This window comes from Aeromonas sp. R7-5 (genome assembly GCF_040908015.1).
Taxonomy (GTDB): Bacteria; Pseudomonadota; Gammaproteobacteria; order Enterobacterales; family Aeromonadaceae; genus Aeromonas; species Aeromonas caviae.
The window spans coordinates 98,954-114,820 of the sequence record NZ_JBFOCZ010000013.1; the positions used below are offsets into that span (position 1 = coordinate 98,954).

Annotated in this window: 14 protein-coding genes; 5 read left to right on the top strand and 9 right to left on the bottom strand. The window is 61.5% G+C overall.

Going from position 1 to position 15,867, the window contains the following annotated elements; translation table 11 throughout:
• Nucleotides 1–395 precede the first annotated feature (395 nt).
• From AB5Y53_RS05190 to AB5Y53_RS05210, 5 genes are all read left to right on the top strand, one after another.
• On the top strand, nt 396–1,184 hold the full coding sequence (locus AB5Y53_RS05190) for a transporter substrate-binding domain-containing protein (RefSeq protein ID WP_010675255.1): 789 nt from the start codon (nt 396–398) through the stop codon (nt 1,182–1,184).
• A gap of 99 nt (nt 1,185–1,283) precedes the next feature.
• Entirely contained in the window at nt 1,284–2,228 is a 945-nt protein-coding gene (locus AB5Y53_RS05195; protein ID WP_041201654.1) for an amino acid ABC transporter permease, read from the top strand.
• The gene (locus AB5Y53_RS05200; protein WP_257707084.1) at nt 2,212–2,334 is read left to right on the top strand and encodes a hypothetical protein; all 123 of its coding nucleotides are present in this window, start codon (nt 2,212–2,214) and stop codon (nt 2,332–2,334) included. The genes AB5Y53_RS05195 and AB5Y53_RS05200 overlap by 17 nt, the downstream gene beginning before the upstream one ends.
• A complete protein-coding gene (locus AB5Y53_RS05205) occupies nt 2,318–3,061 on the top strand; it encodes an amino acid ABC transporter ATP-binding protein (RefSeq protein ID WP_010675257.1) in 744 nt (247 codons plus the stop codon). The genes AB5Y53_RS05200 and AB5Y53_RS05205 overlap by 17 nt, the downstream gene beginning before the upstream one ends.
• A 199-nt stretch (nt 3,062–3,260) precedes the next feature.
• Complete coding sequence (locus AB5Y53_RS05210; RefSeq protein WP_039040283.1) at nt 3,261–4,100, top strand: sterol desaturase family protein; 840 nt, start codon at nt 3,261–3,263, stop codon at nt 4,098–4,100.
• Nucleotides 4,101–4,167: 67 nt separating this feature from the next.
• Here the strand turns inward: AB5Y53_RS05210 and AB5Y53_RS05215 are convergent, their stop codons facing one another.
• The 9 genes from AB5Y53_RS05215 to tadA form a co-directional block, all read right to left on the bottom strand.
• Nucleotides 4,168–5,577, bottom strand: a complete 1,410-nt coding sequence (locus AB5Y53_RS05215) for a basic amino acid/polyamine antiporter (protein ID WP_368181282.1) — start codon at nt 5,575–5,577, stop codon at nt 4,168–4,170.
• Between the two features lie 9 nt (nt 5,578–5,586).
• Entirely contained in the window at nt 5,587–6,489 is a 903-nt protein-coding gene (locus AB5Y53_RS05220; RefSeq protein ID WP_368181284.1) for a homocysteine S-methyltransferase family protein, read from the bottom strand.
• Between the two features lie 295 nt (nt 6,490–6,784).
• A complete protein-coding gene (locus AB5Y53_RS05225; protein WP_042017561.1) occupies nt 6,785–7,327 on the bottom strand; it encodes a hypothetical protein in 543 nt (180 codons plus the stop codon).
• 18 nt (nt 7,328–7,345) lie between these two features.
• Nucleotides 7,346–8,665: a hemolysin family protein gene (locus AB5Y53_RS05230; RefSeq protein ID WP_368181285.1), complete on the bottom strand. Its 1,320-nt coding sequence runs from the start codon at nt 8,663–8,665 to the stop codon at nt 7,346–7,348.
• A gap of 241 nt (nt 8,666–8,906) precedes the next feature.
• Nucleotides 8,907–9,617, bottom strand: a complete 711-nt coding sequence (gene phoU / locus AB5Y53_RS05235; RefSeq protein WP_029314752.1) for a phosphate signaling complex protein PhoU — start codon at nt 9,615–9,617, stop codon at nt 8,907–8,909.
• Nucleotides 9,618–9,876: 259 nt separating this feature from the next.
• Nucleotides 9,877–10,695 carry a phosphate ABC transporter ATP-binding protein PstB gene (pstB, locus tag AB5Y53_RS05240; protein ID WP_010675264.1) on the bottom strand — a complete coding sequence of 273 codons (819 nt, stop codon included), beginning with the start codon at nt 10,693–10,695 and terminating at the stop codon, nt 9,877–9,879.
• Between the two features lie 104 nt (nt 10,696–10,799).
• Nucleotides 10,800–12,449 (bottom strand): phosphate ABC transporter permease PstA, encoded by a 1,650-nt coding sequence (gene pstA / locus AB5Y53_RS05245; RefSeq protein WP_368181287.1) that lies wholly within the window; start codon nt 12,447–12,449, stop codon nt 10,800–10,802.
• Nucleotides 12,450–12,466: 17 nt separating this feature from the next.
• Nucleotides 12,467–14,704, bottom strand: a complete 2,238-nt coding sequence (locus AB5Y53_RS05250; RefSeq protein ID WP_045524162.1) for an ABC transporter permease subunit — start codon at nt 14,702–14,704, stop codon at nt 12,467–12,469.
• A 168-nt stretch (nt 14,705–14,872) separates the two neighbouring features.
• Entirely contained in the window at nt 14,873–15,421 is a 549-nt protein-coding gene (gene tadA, locus AB5Y53_RS05255) for a tRNA adenosine(34) deaminase TadA (protein ID WP_080768115.1), read from the bottom strand.
• Nucleotides 15,422–15,867: the final 446 nt, after the last annotated feature.

Genomic DNA, 15,867 nt, shown 5'->3' on the forward strand with positions numbered 1-15,867 from the left:
ATTGGCCGGGCAAAAATATTTGCCCGACTCGCACGCCCCATTCCCCGTGAAGCGTGCCGGACAACGCCCTGTCTGTGCCCGGATTTTCCACCGAGACGGCCGCCGGATATTTTGCACTTGAACCGGCGCCATTAGATAGATATGTTGTTTTCATGTGGTTTTATGAGTCACCACGAGGGATAAAAGTCTCCATAACTTATTGAGTCTTCTGGCACAAACAGGTTTTGGTACATTTTTCATCCAACGAACCATTCATAGAATCTCATATGGGGCTTTTGCCCCGACCAAGACAATAATCCTGTCTTGCCTGCTGCCGGATGCAGCAGTCTCTTGTGCCATGGAGTCGCACGGGAGCAGGTTCAAGGCCGACCACATTTACGACAGAGACGTCATTTATGATCAAAAAACTCATTCTCTCTACCCTGCTGCTGTGCGGGCTGGCCAACGCCGCGCCCACTTCCACCCTGGATGCCGTGCTGGAGCGCGGTGTGCTGCGGGTCGGCTTCGATGCCGGCTATCAACCCTTCGAGATGACCAACAAGCAGGGCCAGTACATCGGCTTTGACGTGGATCTCGCCAAGATGGTCGCCAAGGAGATGGGCGTGAAGGTGGAGTTCGTCAACACCGCCTGGGACGGCATCATCCCCGCGCTCTTGACCGACAAGTTCGACGTCATCATGGGCGGCATGACCGTCACTCCCCAGCGCAACCTGCGCGTGAACTTTGCCGATCCCTACATCGTCGTCGGCCAGACCATCGTGCTTCGCAAGGACAAGGCGGGCGAAATCAAATCCTTCCAGGACCTCAACGATCCCAAATACAAGATCGCGGTCAAACTCGGCACCACCGGTGAGCAAGCGGTCAAGCGCATGATCCCCAAGGCCACCCTGCTGCAGTTTGAAACCCAGGATGACGCCAAGCTGGAAGTGATCAACGGCAAGGTGGATGCCTTCGTCTACGACCTGCCCTACAACGCCATCTTCGCGTCCCAGAACCAGGGCGCCGTGGTACACCTCGACAAGCCGTTCACCTTCGAGCCGCTGGCCTGGGCCATCCGCAAGGGGGATCAGGACACCCTCAACTGGTTCAACAACTACCTGCGCCAGATCAAGGGCGACGGCAGCTACGACCGTCTCTACAAGAAGTGGTTTGAATCCACCGCCTGGCTGAACCAGCTCAAATAACCTCTCAAAGGGGCGGCATGCCGCCCCTTCACGCAGACTCCCCACACGATAACGACAAAAGAGGTTGTGACAGTGATCAACCCCAAACTCACAAGACAGATGGAAAAACAGCCCAATCAGCTGCTCTGGCACGGGATCTTCCTGCTGCTGGTGCTGGCCGCCATTTTCGGCATCTACAAGGCTGTGCAGGCAGTGGATTACACCTGGCGCTGGGAACGCATTCCCCAGTACATCGCCTATCAGGCAGAACAGAAACACTATGCCGAGTTTGACGGCACCGTGGTGGCGGACAAGGGACAGCTCTTCCTGCAAGACGATCTCGACCCCAGCCGCCGTCAGGCCATTGCACCCAAGGGCTCCCAGCTGGCTGAAGGGGATACCGTCTTCCTCGGCGATACCCTGGATGTGCAACTGAGCTGGACCGCCGGCCCCATCGCCTGGGGCGTCTGGGTCACGGTCAAGCTCTCCCTGGTGGCGGGCATCTTCGCCATCCTGCTTGGCACCCTGGCCGGGCTCGCCCGCCTCTCCCCCAATCCGGCCCTGCGCAACCTGGCCGTGACCTATGTGGAGCTCATTCGTGGCACCCCGTTGCTGGTGCAGATCTTCATCGTCTATTTCTTTATCGGCACCGTGCTGAACCTCGACCGATTCACCGCTGGTGTGGCGGCGCTAGCGGTCTTCACCGGCGCCTACGTGGCGGAAATCGTGCGCGCCGGCATCAGCTCCATTCACAAGGGGCAGATGGAAGCGGGCAGAAGCCTTGGCATGACCTCGGCCCAGACCATGCGCTACGTCATCCTGCCCCAGGCCTTCAAACGGGTGCTGCCACCGCTCGCGGGTCAGTTCATCAACCTCATCAAGGACTCCTCTCTGGTCTCCGTCATCTCCATCACGGATCTCACCAAGGCGGGGCGCGAAGTCGTCAGCTCCACCTTCAGCCCGTTCGAGGTGTGGTTCACCGTGGCTCTGCTCTATCTGGTGCTGACCGGCACTCTCTCCTTCCTGGTGCGTCGTCTGGAGGTGAAATATGCGCGCAGCAACTGATCCCGTTATCAAGGCGCCATCGGTGTCGAAACGTTCTGCCATCACCGGCACTCCCTGCCCCTTCCCGGTGCGTCGTCTGGAGGTGAACTATGCGCGCAGCAACTGATCCCATCATCAAGGCGACCGGTGTAGAGAAGTTCTACGGCACCGAGGTGCACGCCCTGAAAAACGTCAGCACCCAGGTGGCCGAAGGGGAAGTGGTGGTGATCGTGGGGCCGAGCGGCTCGGGCAAGTCCACCTTCCTGCGCACCCTCAACCAGCTGGAGACCATCAACGATGGCAATATCGTGGTTGACGGCATCAGCCTCACCGAACCCGGGGATGTCAACAAGCTGCGGGAAGAGGTGGGCATGGTGTTCCAGTCCTTCAACCTCTTCCCTCACCTGACGGTGCTGGACAACATCACCCTGGCCCCCCAGAAGGTGAGAGGGCTCTCTCGCCAGGAGGCTGAGGAGCGGGCCAAGGCCCTGTTGCTCAAGGTCGGTCTCTCCAACAAGGCCCAGAGCTACCCCTCCCAGCTCTCCGGCGGCCAGCAGCAGCGGGTGGCCATCGCCCGGGCGCTCGCCATGCAGCCGCGCATCATGCTGTTTGACGAGCCCACCAGCGCCCTCGACCCCGAAATGGTGGGAGAGGTGCTGGACGTCATGAAGGGGTTGGCCCGCGAAGGGATGACCATGGTGGTGGTGACTCACGAGATGGGCTTTGCCCGGGAAGTGGCGGACAGGGTGCTCTTCATGGAGAGCGGCGAGCTGCTGGTGGACGAGAAACCCGCCGACTTCTTCGACAATCCACCCTCCCCGCGCCTGCGCCAGTTCCTGAGCCAGGTGCTATAACCCGCGATGCACCAACACGAAGAGGGAGCCCATGGCTCCCTCTTCTATGCTTGCCTTCCCCCCAGATCATCTCCCTGGCGCATTGCTTGCCACAGCCTTTTGCCATCGGGTTGTCACCACGCCAACGAGCAAGGATGTTAATGAAATTTTAAATTCATCCGGTATGCTGACATCCAACTGGTCCAACCGGATGGCTCACATGGATGTGCAACTGCTCCTGCTCTACCTCTCGCCTCTCTTTCTGGTCTTCATCGGCTGGGAGATGCTCTACCTGCGAAAACACGGCGCCGCCTATCCCACAGCGGGCTACCAGTGGAAGGATCTCTTCGCCAATGCCACCCTGGCACTGATGCATCAGGGGGGCGATGCCCTGGCTGCCATTGCCATCGCCTATCTCTATGACACCCTCTGGGGCTGGCGACTATTCGATATCGAACTGAACCTGTGGAGCCTCTTGCTGCTCTTTCTGTTGCAGGATCTCTGCTACTGGCTGTTCCACTTCGCGAGCCACCATGTGCGCTGGCTCTGGGCCTCCCACGTGGTGCACCACAGCTCGGAGCGGCTCAACCTCTCCACCGCCTTTCGCCAGAGCCTGATGTATCCGGTCTCCGGCATGTGGCTGTTCTGGATCCCCATGATCCTCATCGGCTTCCCCCCCGAGGCGGTGGTGGCCACCGTACTCTTGAGCCTGGGTTTTCAGTTCTTCGTCCACACCCAGGTGGTGGGCAAGCTGGGCAAACTTGAATGGATCTTCAACACCCCCTCCCACCACAGGGTGCACCACGCCAGCAACGCCAGATACATCGATCGCAACTTCGCCGGCGTGCTCATCATCTGGGACCGGCTGTTTGGCACCTTCGTGGAAGAAGACTTGGGCGAGCCGTGCCGTTTCGGTATCACCAAGCCAATCCACAGCTTCAACCCCCTCACCCTCACCTTCCACGAGTGGCGCGACATGCTGCAAGAGGCCCGGGGCCTCCCCTGGCGGCAAAAGCTCGCCGTGCTGTTTGGCAAACCGGCGGGCCCCACCAGCGGTTGACCCACCGACCAGGATAAAAAAAGAGCGCCCAGGGGCGCTCTTTTTCATGACAGGGACACCCCCCGGGTCAGACGTGAACGAAGGACCAGACGGCGGGGATCAGGCTCAGCAGCGTCACCCCGGCCAGCAGCCGTTCGCGCCCACTGAGCCGCTGTTCGGCGCCGAGCTGGCGACGGCTGTAGAGAAACAGCAGCAGACCCGGCCCGTAGAGCAGAAGCGACAGCAGCAGGTACTCCACCCCGGCGGCGTAGAGCAGCCAGAAACCATAACCGCTCGACACCAGCGCCACCACCCGCATCAGGCCGCGGCCCTGCCCCCCCTTGCCACTGAAGACCAGCTTGAGCAGGAAGAGGCCGATGAGCAGGTAGGGCACCAGGATCATGGAGGTGGAGATGAGCAGCAGGTTGGTGTACCCCTTGCCAAGCAGCCACACCAGCAGCAAGCAGCCCTGCACGGTCAGGCTGGTGAGCCAGAGCGAGGCGATGGGGGTGCCGTTGCGGTTCTCGTGCCGGAAGATGGCCGGGAAGGCCCCGTGACGCGCCGCGCTGAACGGCACCTCGGCCGAGAAGAGGGTCCAGCTCACGTAGGAGGCGAGCACCGACACGATGAGGCCGGCGCTGATGAGCAACTTGCCCCAGGAACCCGTCATCTGGGCCATCAATCCCGCCATGGAGGGGTTGGGCAGGGCCGCAAGCTCCGGGCGGCTCAATATTCCGAGCGCCAGCACCGAGATGAGCACATAGAGCAGCAGCGCCAGCACCACACCGAGCACGGTGGCGGTGCCCACGTCCCGCTTGTTTCTCGCCCGGGCCGAGAGCACCGCTGCCCCTTCGATGCCGGTGAAGACCCAGAGGGTGATGAGCATGGTGTTGCGCACCTGCTCGGAGACCGGTACCGCCAGGGTGCTACCCTCCTGATCCGTCGCAAAGGTGACCGGATCGAACCAGTAGCAGGCGAACAGGATGAACAGCAGCAGCGGCAGGCTCTTGGCCAGGGTCGCCACCAGATTGAACAGGGCCGCCTGCTGTACGCCTCTGGCCACCAGCAGGTGCACCGCCCAGAGGATGCAGGACTCGCCGACAAAAGCTGCCAATGTGTTGCCCTCGCCAAACCAGACCCGCTCCGGCGTATCGACGAAGCTGCCCAGCGCCGCGAAGGCGATCACCAGATACCCCACCACGCCGATGGTGGCACAGAGCCAGTATCCCCAGGCGGAGAAGAACCCCACCAGCTCGCCAAAGCCGGCCCGGGCATAGCTGTAGATGCCGCCGTCGAGCTCGGGTTTGAGCCGCGACAGGTAGAGGAAGCTCATGGCCAGCGCCAGTATGCCGACCCCAGTGACGGCCCAGCCGATCAGCACGGCGCGGGCGCCCGCCACATCGGCCATGTTCTGGGGCAGGCTGAAGATGCCGGCCCCCACCATGGAGCTGAACACCAGCGCAGTGAGGGACCAGAGCCCGATCTTGCTCTCTTTCATGGGCGCTCCTTAACGCAGCCGGCTGGCCAGCGCCTCGATGTGTTCCGGGCCGATGCCGCAGCAGCCGCCGATGAGGTTTGCCCCGGCTCTGCGCCAGCGCTCGGCCCAGCCGAGGTAATCCAGCGGCCCCAGATCGCCGCGGATCTCGTCCAAACCGTCATTGGCAGTCGCCTCCTTGGGCTGGGGCGGGAAGGCGTTGGCATAGGCGCCGAGGCGAACGTCGGTGCGCCCCTGAGCCTGCAACGCGGCGACGGCCACCTTGAGCGCCCCTTCAATCACCTCGGGCTGGCAGCAGTTGAACAGGATGGCATCCACCCCGGCCGACGCCAACGCGGCCACGGCATCCGCCACCCGCTCGCCGGAACGCAGGGTGGGCTCGCTGCCCGGCGCCTCATCTTCCAGAGTAAAGGAGACCCAGAACGGCTTGCCGTCCTGTGGCAACAGGGCCTTGAGGGCCAGGGGTTCGGCGATGAGGCTCATGGTCTCCGCCAGCCAGAGATCCACATGGGGTGACAGGGCACGGATAAGCGGTGTCGCCAGCTCGCTCACCCGCTCGGCCTGATAGAGGTCCGCACGATAGGAGCCAAAGAGCGGCGGCAAGGAACCGGCCACCTTGACGGCTCCCCCCTGTTCGTCGGCCACGTCTCGGGCCAGTTGCCCGGCCAGAGCCGCAAGTGCCTCCCCTTGGGCGGCAAAGCGTGCCTCGCCGATATGGAAGGGCACCAGGGCATAGCTGTTGGTGGTGATCACCCGGGCACCGCTCGTCGCATAGGCCTGGTGTACCTCGCGCACCGTCTCGGGCGCTTCCATCAACGCCAGCGCCGACCACTCCGGTTGACGGAACGGCGCACCACGCCGCGCCAGTTCACGGCCCATACCGCCATCGAGTACCCACAAATCCTGCTTGTCCATCTCTGTCTCTCTGCGTCTCCCCGCCATGACGGGTGTTTATTGTGTGAAACCATATTAAGCCATCAAAACATCTAGACGGCTAGAAATCCCAAATATCATGACCCAAAGTAGAACAAGAGGCAATCGGGGGCTACGAACAAATCCGGGCAAGCTCAGGATGATGGCGGCAAAGGGAAGTCTCCCCGGCACAGGCATCACCTGGCAAGGCACTGAAACGACAAGAGGCCACCCCGGGGGGGTGGCCTCTTGTGAAACAGGGGATCAAGGCGGGCACAGCCGCCGATAACCAGGGGGCTCAGCGCCCGGCCAGCACCCGCTTGGTCTGCTTGACCCAGTCGGAGACCCGGCCCTGCTGGGGATAGCCCTGCCAGATCTGCTCCCACTGGGCGGGGCTGAGCGGGCGGCCCAGCCGACGCTGCACCCCGGCATAGAGGTAGTCGTGGGCCGTGGTGCGTGCCTGCGCGGAGGTGAGGAACTTGGCCACCGGGTCGGTCAGGCGCACATCCCGCATGCCGAGCAGCGGGTAGTCGCTGTGCACCGCCGCCAGCATGGTCTCGCGCATGGCGGATTCGATGTAACCCCGGGCAAACAGGGCGGTGACCGATTCAAGCGACCCTTGATCCGGGCCGTGATACTCCTCGTCGAACACCGGGCTGGGCTCTGCCACGGCGCTTTGCACCACCGCATCGGGATCCTGCTGCGGGACCACCACGGCAGGCTCGGGGGTAACGGGTTTGGCAGGCGTCACCGGCTTGCGCGGTGCGCTCTGGCTGCAGGCACCCAGTGCCAGGGCGAGCGCCACACAGGCCAGCGCACGGGAATGAGTCTTCATCTTCATGATTGCTAACGAACTCCTTTAGGATTCCTGAGCGGGCTTCTCATTGCTCGCAGGTTCTACCCGGGTGACCAGCAACTGGTCAATCTTGTAACTGTCGATGTCCACCACTTCGAACTTGTAACCGGCATATTTGACCGAGTCGGTGCGCTTGGGGATCTTGCGCAGCATGTACATGATGAAACCGGCGATGGTCTCGTAGTTCTGGTTTTCCGGGAACTCCTCGATGTCGAAGGCACGCATCACGTCGGAGATGGGGGTCACCCCGTCCACCAGCCAGGAGTTCTCGTCCCGCTGGACGATCTGCTCTTCCACCACGTGGGTGGCCCACTCCCCCATGACGGTACTCATCAGGTCGTTCATGGTGACGATGCCCACCACCAGGGCGTATTCGTTCATCACCACCGCAAAATCGCCGCGATGGTTCTTGAAGTACTCCATCGCCTCGTAGAGGTTGAGGGTGTCGGGAATGATGATGACGTTCTGCACCAGGGAGCCGCTGTTGAGATCGATGCTCTGGCCGCCGATGACGCGGATCAGCAGCTCCTTGGCATCCACGAACCCCTTGATGCTGTCGAGGTTGTGGTCGCACACCAGGAACTTGTTGTGGGGGTGCTCGGCGATCTTCGCCTTGATGCTCTCCTCCCCCTCTTGCAGGGTGAAGTAGATGAGGCTCTCGCGCGCCGTCATGGCGGAAGTGACACCCAAGGACTGGAGCTCGAACACGTTCTCGATGAGCTGGTGCTCCTCGCGCTGGATGACACCGGCTTCGGCACCTGCATCCATCACCGCATAAATATCGTCGGAGGTGATCTCGTCGTTGCGCACCATGGAGATGCGCATCAGCCGGAACAGGCCATTGGCCATGCCGTTGAACAGCCACACCAGCGGCATCAGCAAGGTGACGCACAGCATCATGGGACGCACCACCACCACGGCGATCCGCTCGGGCATGGTCATGGCAAGGCGCTTGGGCATCAGGTCCGCTATCAGGATGAACATGCCGGTGACGAAGACGAACGAGGCCGCAGAGCTAATCTGGCCGAGCCAGGTCCCCTGGTAGAAGCCGGCTATCAGCTCCCTGATGGCGGGATTGAGGGCGGATTCCCCCAGGATACCGCCGAGGATGGCGACGGTATTGAGGCCTATCTGCACCACGGTAAAGAAGTTGCCCGGCTGGGCCTGCAATGCCAGCACCTTCTCGGCGTGGCGGTTACCCTCGTCGGCCATCACCTGCAACTTGATCTTGCGGGAGGCGGCAAGGGAGATCTCGGAGAGTGAGAAGAACACGCTGCCGGCGACCAGCAACATCAGAAAGAACAAACTATCGGCAAAACTCATGATTAACCTATTGCTACAGCCGCCTTAGCACAAGACGGCAAACTGGGCCCGGGAAACCGGACCGTGACTCCATCCGGGACTCACACAGGGGCCATATTCTAGCAGAAAAGCGCCCGCTGGGTGGCGTTATCTTGAACTGCCGTGCCATGCAATGAAAAAGGCGCTCAAAGCGCCTTTTTATTCAATCAGAGTTGGATTCCCGTCGTGCAGCCGCGACGGGAGCTCCACCCAAGGCGCCCCATCATCCCTTGCCCAGCAGATCGCTCAGGTCATCGGCCTTGGTGTGACGCACATCCTTGCCCTTGACGTAGTAGACGATGTACTCGCAGATGTGCTGGCAGCGATCGCCGACCCGCTCGATGGCCCGTGCCGCCCAGAGCACGTTGAGCACCTGGGGGATGGTGCGGGGATCTTCCATCATGTAGGTCATCAGCTCGCGGATGATGGACTCGTATTCGCGGTCCACCTTGTCATCTTCCTTGTAGACCGCCAGGGCGGCATCCAGATCCATGCGGGCGAAGGCGTCGAGCACGTCGTGGAGCATCTTGATGGTGCGACGCCCCATGTTCTCCAGCGACACCAGCGGTGGCTGGGGCTTGTTGGCGTTGTCGGTCAGCATGCGGGCAATCTTGTCCGCCACGTCGCCAATCCGCTCCAGATCCGTGATGGTCTTGATGATGGCCATCACCAGCCGCAGGTCGGACGCGGTGGGCTGACGCTTGGCGATGATGCGGGTGCACTCCTCGTCGATCGCCACTTCCATGGCGTTGACCTTGTGGTCGTTGGCCACGATCTTGCGCGCCGCATCCAGATCCTGGCCATGGATGGCGGCGATGGCGTCGGTGAGTTGCTTCTCCACCAGCCCCCCCATCACCAGTACCTGATTGCGCACGCTCTCAAGCTCGGCATTGAACTGACCGGAGATGTGTTTGTTGAGGTTCATATTGTCCATACCAGTAATCCTTGTTGCTCCGATTATGCCTTAGCCGTTGAACTGACTGCCAATCTGTTTGTTGATGCCCATCTTGTTCATCTCAATCACCCTTGTTGCACCAACATGCCTTAGCCGTTGAACTGACTGCCAATCTGTTTGTTGATGCCCATCTTGTTCATCTCAATCGCCCTTGTTGCACCAACATGCCTTAGCCGTTGAACTGACTGCCAATCTGCTTGTTGATGCTCAACTTGCTCATCTCAATCACCGACATCCCTTAGCCGTAACGACCGGTAATGTAGTCTTCGGTCTTCTTCTTGGCCGGGGTGGTGAAGATGGTGTTGGTATTCGAGTACTCGATGAGTTCCCCCATGTACATGAACGCGGTCTGATCCGAGACCCGCGCCGCCTGCTGCATGTTGTGGGTCACGATCACCACGGTGAACTGGCTCTTGAGCTCGTTGATGAGCTCTTCGATGGTGAGGGTGGAGATGGGGTCCAGCGCCGAGGTCGGTTCATCGAGCAGCAGCACTTCCGGCTCGATGGCGATGGCACGGGCAATCACCAGACGCTGCTGCTGACCGCCGGAGAGACCAAAGGCGTTGTCATGCAGACGATCCTTCACTTCCTCCCACAGGGCGGCACCGCGCAGGGAACGCTCGGCGGCCTCGTCCAGAGTACGGCGGTCATTGATGCCCTGCAGGCGCAGGCCGTAGACCACGTTCTCGTAGATGGACTTGGGGAAGGGGTTGGGGCGCTGGAACACCATGCCCACCTGACGGCGCAGGGCGGAGACATCCACGCTCTTGTCGTAGATGTTGTGGCCGTGCAGCTGGATCTCCCCCTCGATGCGGCAAATCTCCACCAGATCGTTCATCCGGTTGATGCAGCGCAGCAAAGTGGACTTGCCGCAACCGGACGGGCCGATGAAGGCGGTGACCTGACCCTTGGGGATCTTCATGTTGACGTTGAACAGCGCCTGCTTGTTGCCGTAGTACAGGTTGAGATCCTTCACCTCCAGCGCAGTCTGCTCCGGGGTCAGGTTGAGCAGGTCGGTGGCGGTGTGCGGGGCCGAACTCGGTGTTACATTGATCATCTGTTTACCTCAAATTCTCTTGGTGGCAGCGGGCAAACGTCTTGCCCGCCGCCGGAATATCTGGTTGGCAGGGAAGGTCCCTGCCCGTCTCTGTAATGACTGGATTAATGTTCCAGCGACCGGAATTTCTCGCGCAGGTGGTTACGAATACCGATCGCCGTCAGGTTGAGGCCGACGATCACCGTCACCAGCAGGAAGGAGGTGGCGTAGACCAGAGGACGCGCCGCCTCGACGTTCGGGCTCTGGAAGCCCACGTCATAGATGTGGAAGCCCAGGTGCATGAACTTGCGCTCCACGTGCAGGTACGGGAAGTTGCCGTCCATCGGCAACGTGGGAGCAAGCTTCACCACCCCCACCAGCATCAGCGGCGCCACCTCGCCCGCCGCACGGGCGATGGCCAGGATAAGGCCGGTCATGATGGCCGGGCTTGCCATGGGCAGCACGATGCGCCACAGGGTCTCGGCCTGGGTGGCACCCAGCGCCAGCGAACCCTGGCGAATGGTGCTCGGGATCCGGGCCAGCCCCTCTTCGGTGGAGACGATCACCACCGGCAGGGTCAGGATGGCCAGGGTCAGGGCAGACCAGATGACACCGGGGGAGCCAAAGGTCGGGCTCGGCAGCGCTTCCGGGTAGAAGAGGCGGTCGATGCTGCCCCCCAGGGTGTAGACGAAGAAGCCCAGACCAAACACGCCGTAGACGATGGAGGGCACCCCCGCCAGGTTGATCACCGCGATACGGATGATCTTGGTCAGGCTGTTCTTGCCCGCATACTCGTGCAGGTAGACCGCCGCCACCACCCCGAGCGGGGTCACGATGATGGCCATCAGGATCACCATGAAGACGGTGCCGAAGATGGCCGGGAAGACGCCGCCCTCGGTGTTCGCCTCCCGGGGGTCATCGGAGACGAACTTGCCAATTTGGTGGAACCAGTGACCCACCTTGGCCATCAGGCTCATGTCGTTGGGCCAGACCACATCCAGCACCCGGGACATCGGCATGGTCACCAGCTCGCCGCGCATGTCCATGACAGTGATGCTGTCTCTGTCCGCCTGGGTACGCAGGGAGAAGAGCTCTTTCTCCAGCACCTGGTAACGGTCGTTGAGCGCCTGACGCTCGCTCGCCAGCTCGGCTTTAAGCTGATCGGTCAGCTTGTCATCCAGCTCGGCCTTGCGCTCTTTCAGGCGCAGGCGCTCCAGCTGGTAGTTGATGCTGCCGATGGCCCCTTTTTGCAGGTCGTTGGCTTGGCTTGAGAGGCCGTTGGCACGGGCCAGCACCCGCTGCAAGGCGGGATGCAGATCCGTGGTCAGCTCCTGGCCATCTTCCTTCACCGAGGTGATGTAACCATAGAAGTTGCCGTTGGTGGCGCGTTCCACCATGGCGAGCTCCGCCGGCTGGGTGCGCGATTTGATATCGGTCTCCAGCACCCAGCGAAAATCGAGGTCGACGAACTCCCGGTTGCCGGTCTTGACCAGATAACGGGTAATCTCTTCGCGATCCTCCCCTTCCAGCGCCTGGCCTGCGGCGCGCAGGCGCTCCACCGGCACCAGCTCCCGGTCGTTGATCTCGCCAATCAGGACGCTCTTGTTGCCGCTTGCATCTTCAAGTTGCCACTCATAGATGGGATGGGGCCAGAAATAGACCAGACCACGCCAGCCAATCAGCAACAACAGACCCAGTACGGCCACCAGACTCAGGCTGACGGCGCCCCCCGTCATCCAGATCCAGGGGGCCCCCGATTTAAACCACTTACCCATTGTCGATTCCTTAGTCCTTACAGAGAGCTGTACTTTTCACGCAACCGCTGGCGGACGAATTCAGCCAGGGTATTGAACAAGAAGGTGAACACAAACAGCACGAAGGCGGCGAGGAAGAGCACCCGGTAGTGGGAGCTGCCCACTTCCGATTCCGGCATCTCCACCGCGATGTTCGCCGCCAGGGTCCGCAGCCCCTGGAACATGGAAAAGTCCATGATGGGGGTGTTGCCGGTGGCCATCAGCACGATCATGGTCTCGCCCACGGCGCGGCCAAGGCCCATCATCACCGCCGAGAAGATGCCCGGGCTCGCGGTGAGGATCACCACCCGGCTCAGGGTCTGCCACGGGGTCGCCCCCAGCGCAAGCGAGCCCTGGGTCAGGTGCTTGGGCACCGAGAAGACCGCGTCTTCGGCGATGGAGAAGATGGTGGGGATGACCGCAAAGCCCATGGCGATACCGACCACCAGTGAGTTGCGCTGGTCAAACTTGATGCCCATGTCGTGGGTCAGCCAGATGCGCGAATCACCGTGCATGAAGGCGTTCTCGATGATGGGGCTCAAGGCGAAGGCGCCCCATCCGATGAACAGCAGCACAGGGATAAGCAGGATGGCGTGCCAGCCTTCCGGCAGCCAGGTGCGGCCGCGCTCCGGCAGATAGTTCCACACCAGGGCGGTGAGCAGCATGCCCATGGGCAGCAGGATCAGCAGCAGGATCACCCCGGGCAGGGCCCCTTCGATGATGGGAGCGAGCCACAGACCCGCCAGGAAGCCGAGGATGACGGTCGGCAGCGCCGCCATGATCTCCACCGTCGGCTTGACGTATTTGCGCAGCCCCGCCGACATGAAGTAGGCGGTATAGATGGCGCCGGCGACACCCAGGGGCACCGCGAACACCATGGCATAGAAGGAGGCTTTCAAGGTACCGAACACCAGGGGCACCAGGCTCAGCTTGGCTTCGAAGTCGTTGCTGGCGGAGGTGGACTGCCACACGTACTGGGGCTCGGGATAGCCTTCATACCACACCTGTTGCCAGAGGGCAGACCAGGTTACCTCGGGGTGATCGTTCTCGACGTCAAAGACCTTGAAGTCATCCCCCTGCTGGGTCAACAGCAGGTTGTGGCGAGGAGAGATGGCAACGGCAGCCAGGTTGCCCCCGTCAACCTTCTCGCCAAGCAGCTTGGCTTCGCCGGTGGCATGGAAGAAGTTGATGGTGCCGTCGCTGCCTGCGCTGATGAAGCCCTTGCGAAAGTGCTCGGGGGTCAGCAGGGCGACCGGCGCGTCACTCTTGAAGTCACGGATCTGGGTGAACTGGCGCTTGCCATCTTTTGCCACCTCGAACCACTGGGAGATGACGCCGTTGTCGTTGCCCACCAGCAGGGAGGACGCACCGGAGAGCAGGGCCACCTGGGTCACGCTGGCATTGGGGGCGTTGATCTCCATGACATTGCGCAGGGAAATGTCGCTCAGGTTGTGGATGTCATAGACCGACAGGCGGTTGCCCTCGCGCACGAACAACAGGCGCAGGTTCGGGGTCAGCAGCATCTGGTCAACATGGCGTGGCAGGGACGGAATGGTGTAGGTCTGGTTGCTCCACTCGATTTCGCCGGAGAGGAAGTTCTCCTCGCCGCTCATCACCATCAGCACACCACGACCATCTTCGGTCACGGCCGCGGTCGCCATCTTGTCCTTGGTCGCCTCGAAGACCATGCGCGTCAGCGCCTTGCCCTGGGGATCGATCACCACGGGGGTCTCGCCGAAGGGATATTGCAGGCTGGGCTCAATGACGCGCACGTCATTGGGATAGGAGATCTTGAAATAGGGTTGCACCACCTGAGCCTTGCCGTCGGCAAACCCATAGGCGATGAGTTTCTGGCCCGGCGCAGGCGGCGCGACCGCCGTGATCTCGCCGTTCACCTGCGCCTCGCCAATCACCTGTCCGGTCTTGATCTTGCCATCCGGTTGCACGGCAAAGAATTTGACCTTCCCCAGGTCGCTGAAGCGGTAACCTATCTCGTTTTGCTCCTCGACCCCGAGCCAGGCGGTCTTGCCCTTGATGGGCAGGGTGAAGGAAGCGGTGCTCTCCATGCTGGCGCCATTGAAGATGGGCTTCACCACATAAAGCAGGTAGAAGAAGATAAGCAACAGCGCCACCAGCACCAGGGCTCCCCCTGTGGTGACGCCATATTTGGCCAATTTATCCTTGATCCGGCGTTTTCGACTGCCCGCCATGACCAGATTTAACGATTCCGATGACATGCAAGACCTCAATGTGAGCTAGGCTTGGCGGCATTATATGGCGGATGCATGACAGTTTTGTTACATCAACAGCGGCAAAGAGCACGGGCTTCATCGGGGGTGTGGCAGTTGGTATTCGGGGGGAAGCAGGCAGCCGGTCTGGCAGTGAAATAAAAGCAAACGGGGCCATCAGGCCCCGCTGTCATCTTGAGGAAGCGCCTCTTTCGCGGCGAGTCTGGCCGCCTTCTTCTCGGCGCGGCGCCGTTTGAAGAAATCCGACAGCTGGGCCGAGCAGGCGTCGGCGAGCACCTCCCCCGTCAGTGCCACCTGGTGGTTGTGGCGAGGATCCAGCAGGATGTCGAACACAGACCCTGCCGCCCCCGTCTTCAAATCCCGGGCACCATAGACCACCCGTTTGACCCGGCTGTGGATGAGGGCGCCGGCACACATGCAGCAGGGCTCCAGCGTCACATAGAGTGTTGTGTCGAGCAGGCGATAGTTTTCAAGCTGCTTGCCCGCTTCCCGAAGCGCCATCACCTCGGCATGGGCGCAGGCGTCGTGCTCGCTGATGGAGCGATTCCACCCCTCTGCCACTATCTTGTCCCCCAGCACCAGCACGGCGCCCACCGGGATCTCGCCTATCCCCTCTGCCCTGGCTGCCAGGGCCATGGCATGGCGCATCCAGCGTTCGTCCTCCTCGCGCTGGCTGATCTGTGCTGCAACTTCAGATGGTTTCACGCCCTGATCCTCTCGTCGATATGATGTCGGCTTGCCTGGCCCCTGCACGGCATCGGCCGCGCACTCCCGGATTGCTGCGTCCCGGCCCTGGGCACACCGGGCCCCTTCCCCCTCGCGCTAGCCGGTAGCCCACGGCAGAAGATGCTGTCAATGAAAGAGAGGCCAAAGGCCCCGGCGACATCGGAACGCCCCGAGTTGGGTGTTCGCCACCCTGTGTCCGCCTAAGGGGGCGGCGATTATGCCAAAACTCCGGCCAGGGCCCAAGTTGCATCTTGGCTGAACAATAAAGAAGCAGTCGGCATCTCCCTGATAAAAAAGGAGTTGCGCCCGCCAAATCATCCGATTAGACTTCCTCCCCGTCAGCCGAGCTGACTCCGTCGGTGTGTAGCGCAGCCAGGTAGCGCATCTGCATGGGGTGTAGAGGGTCGGAGGTTCGAATCCTCTCA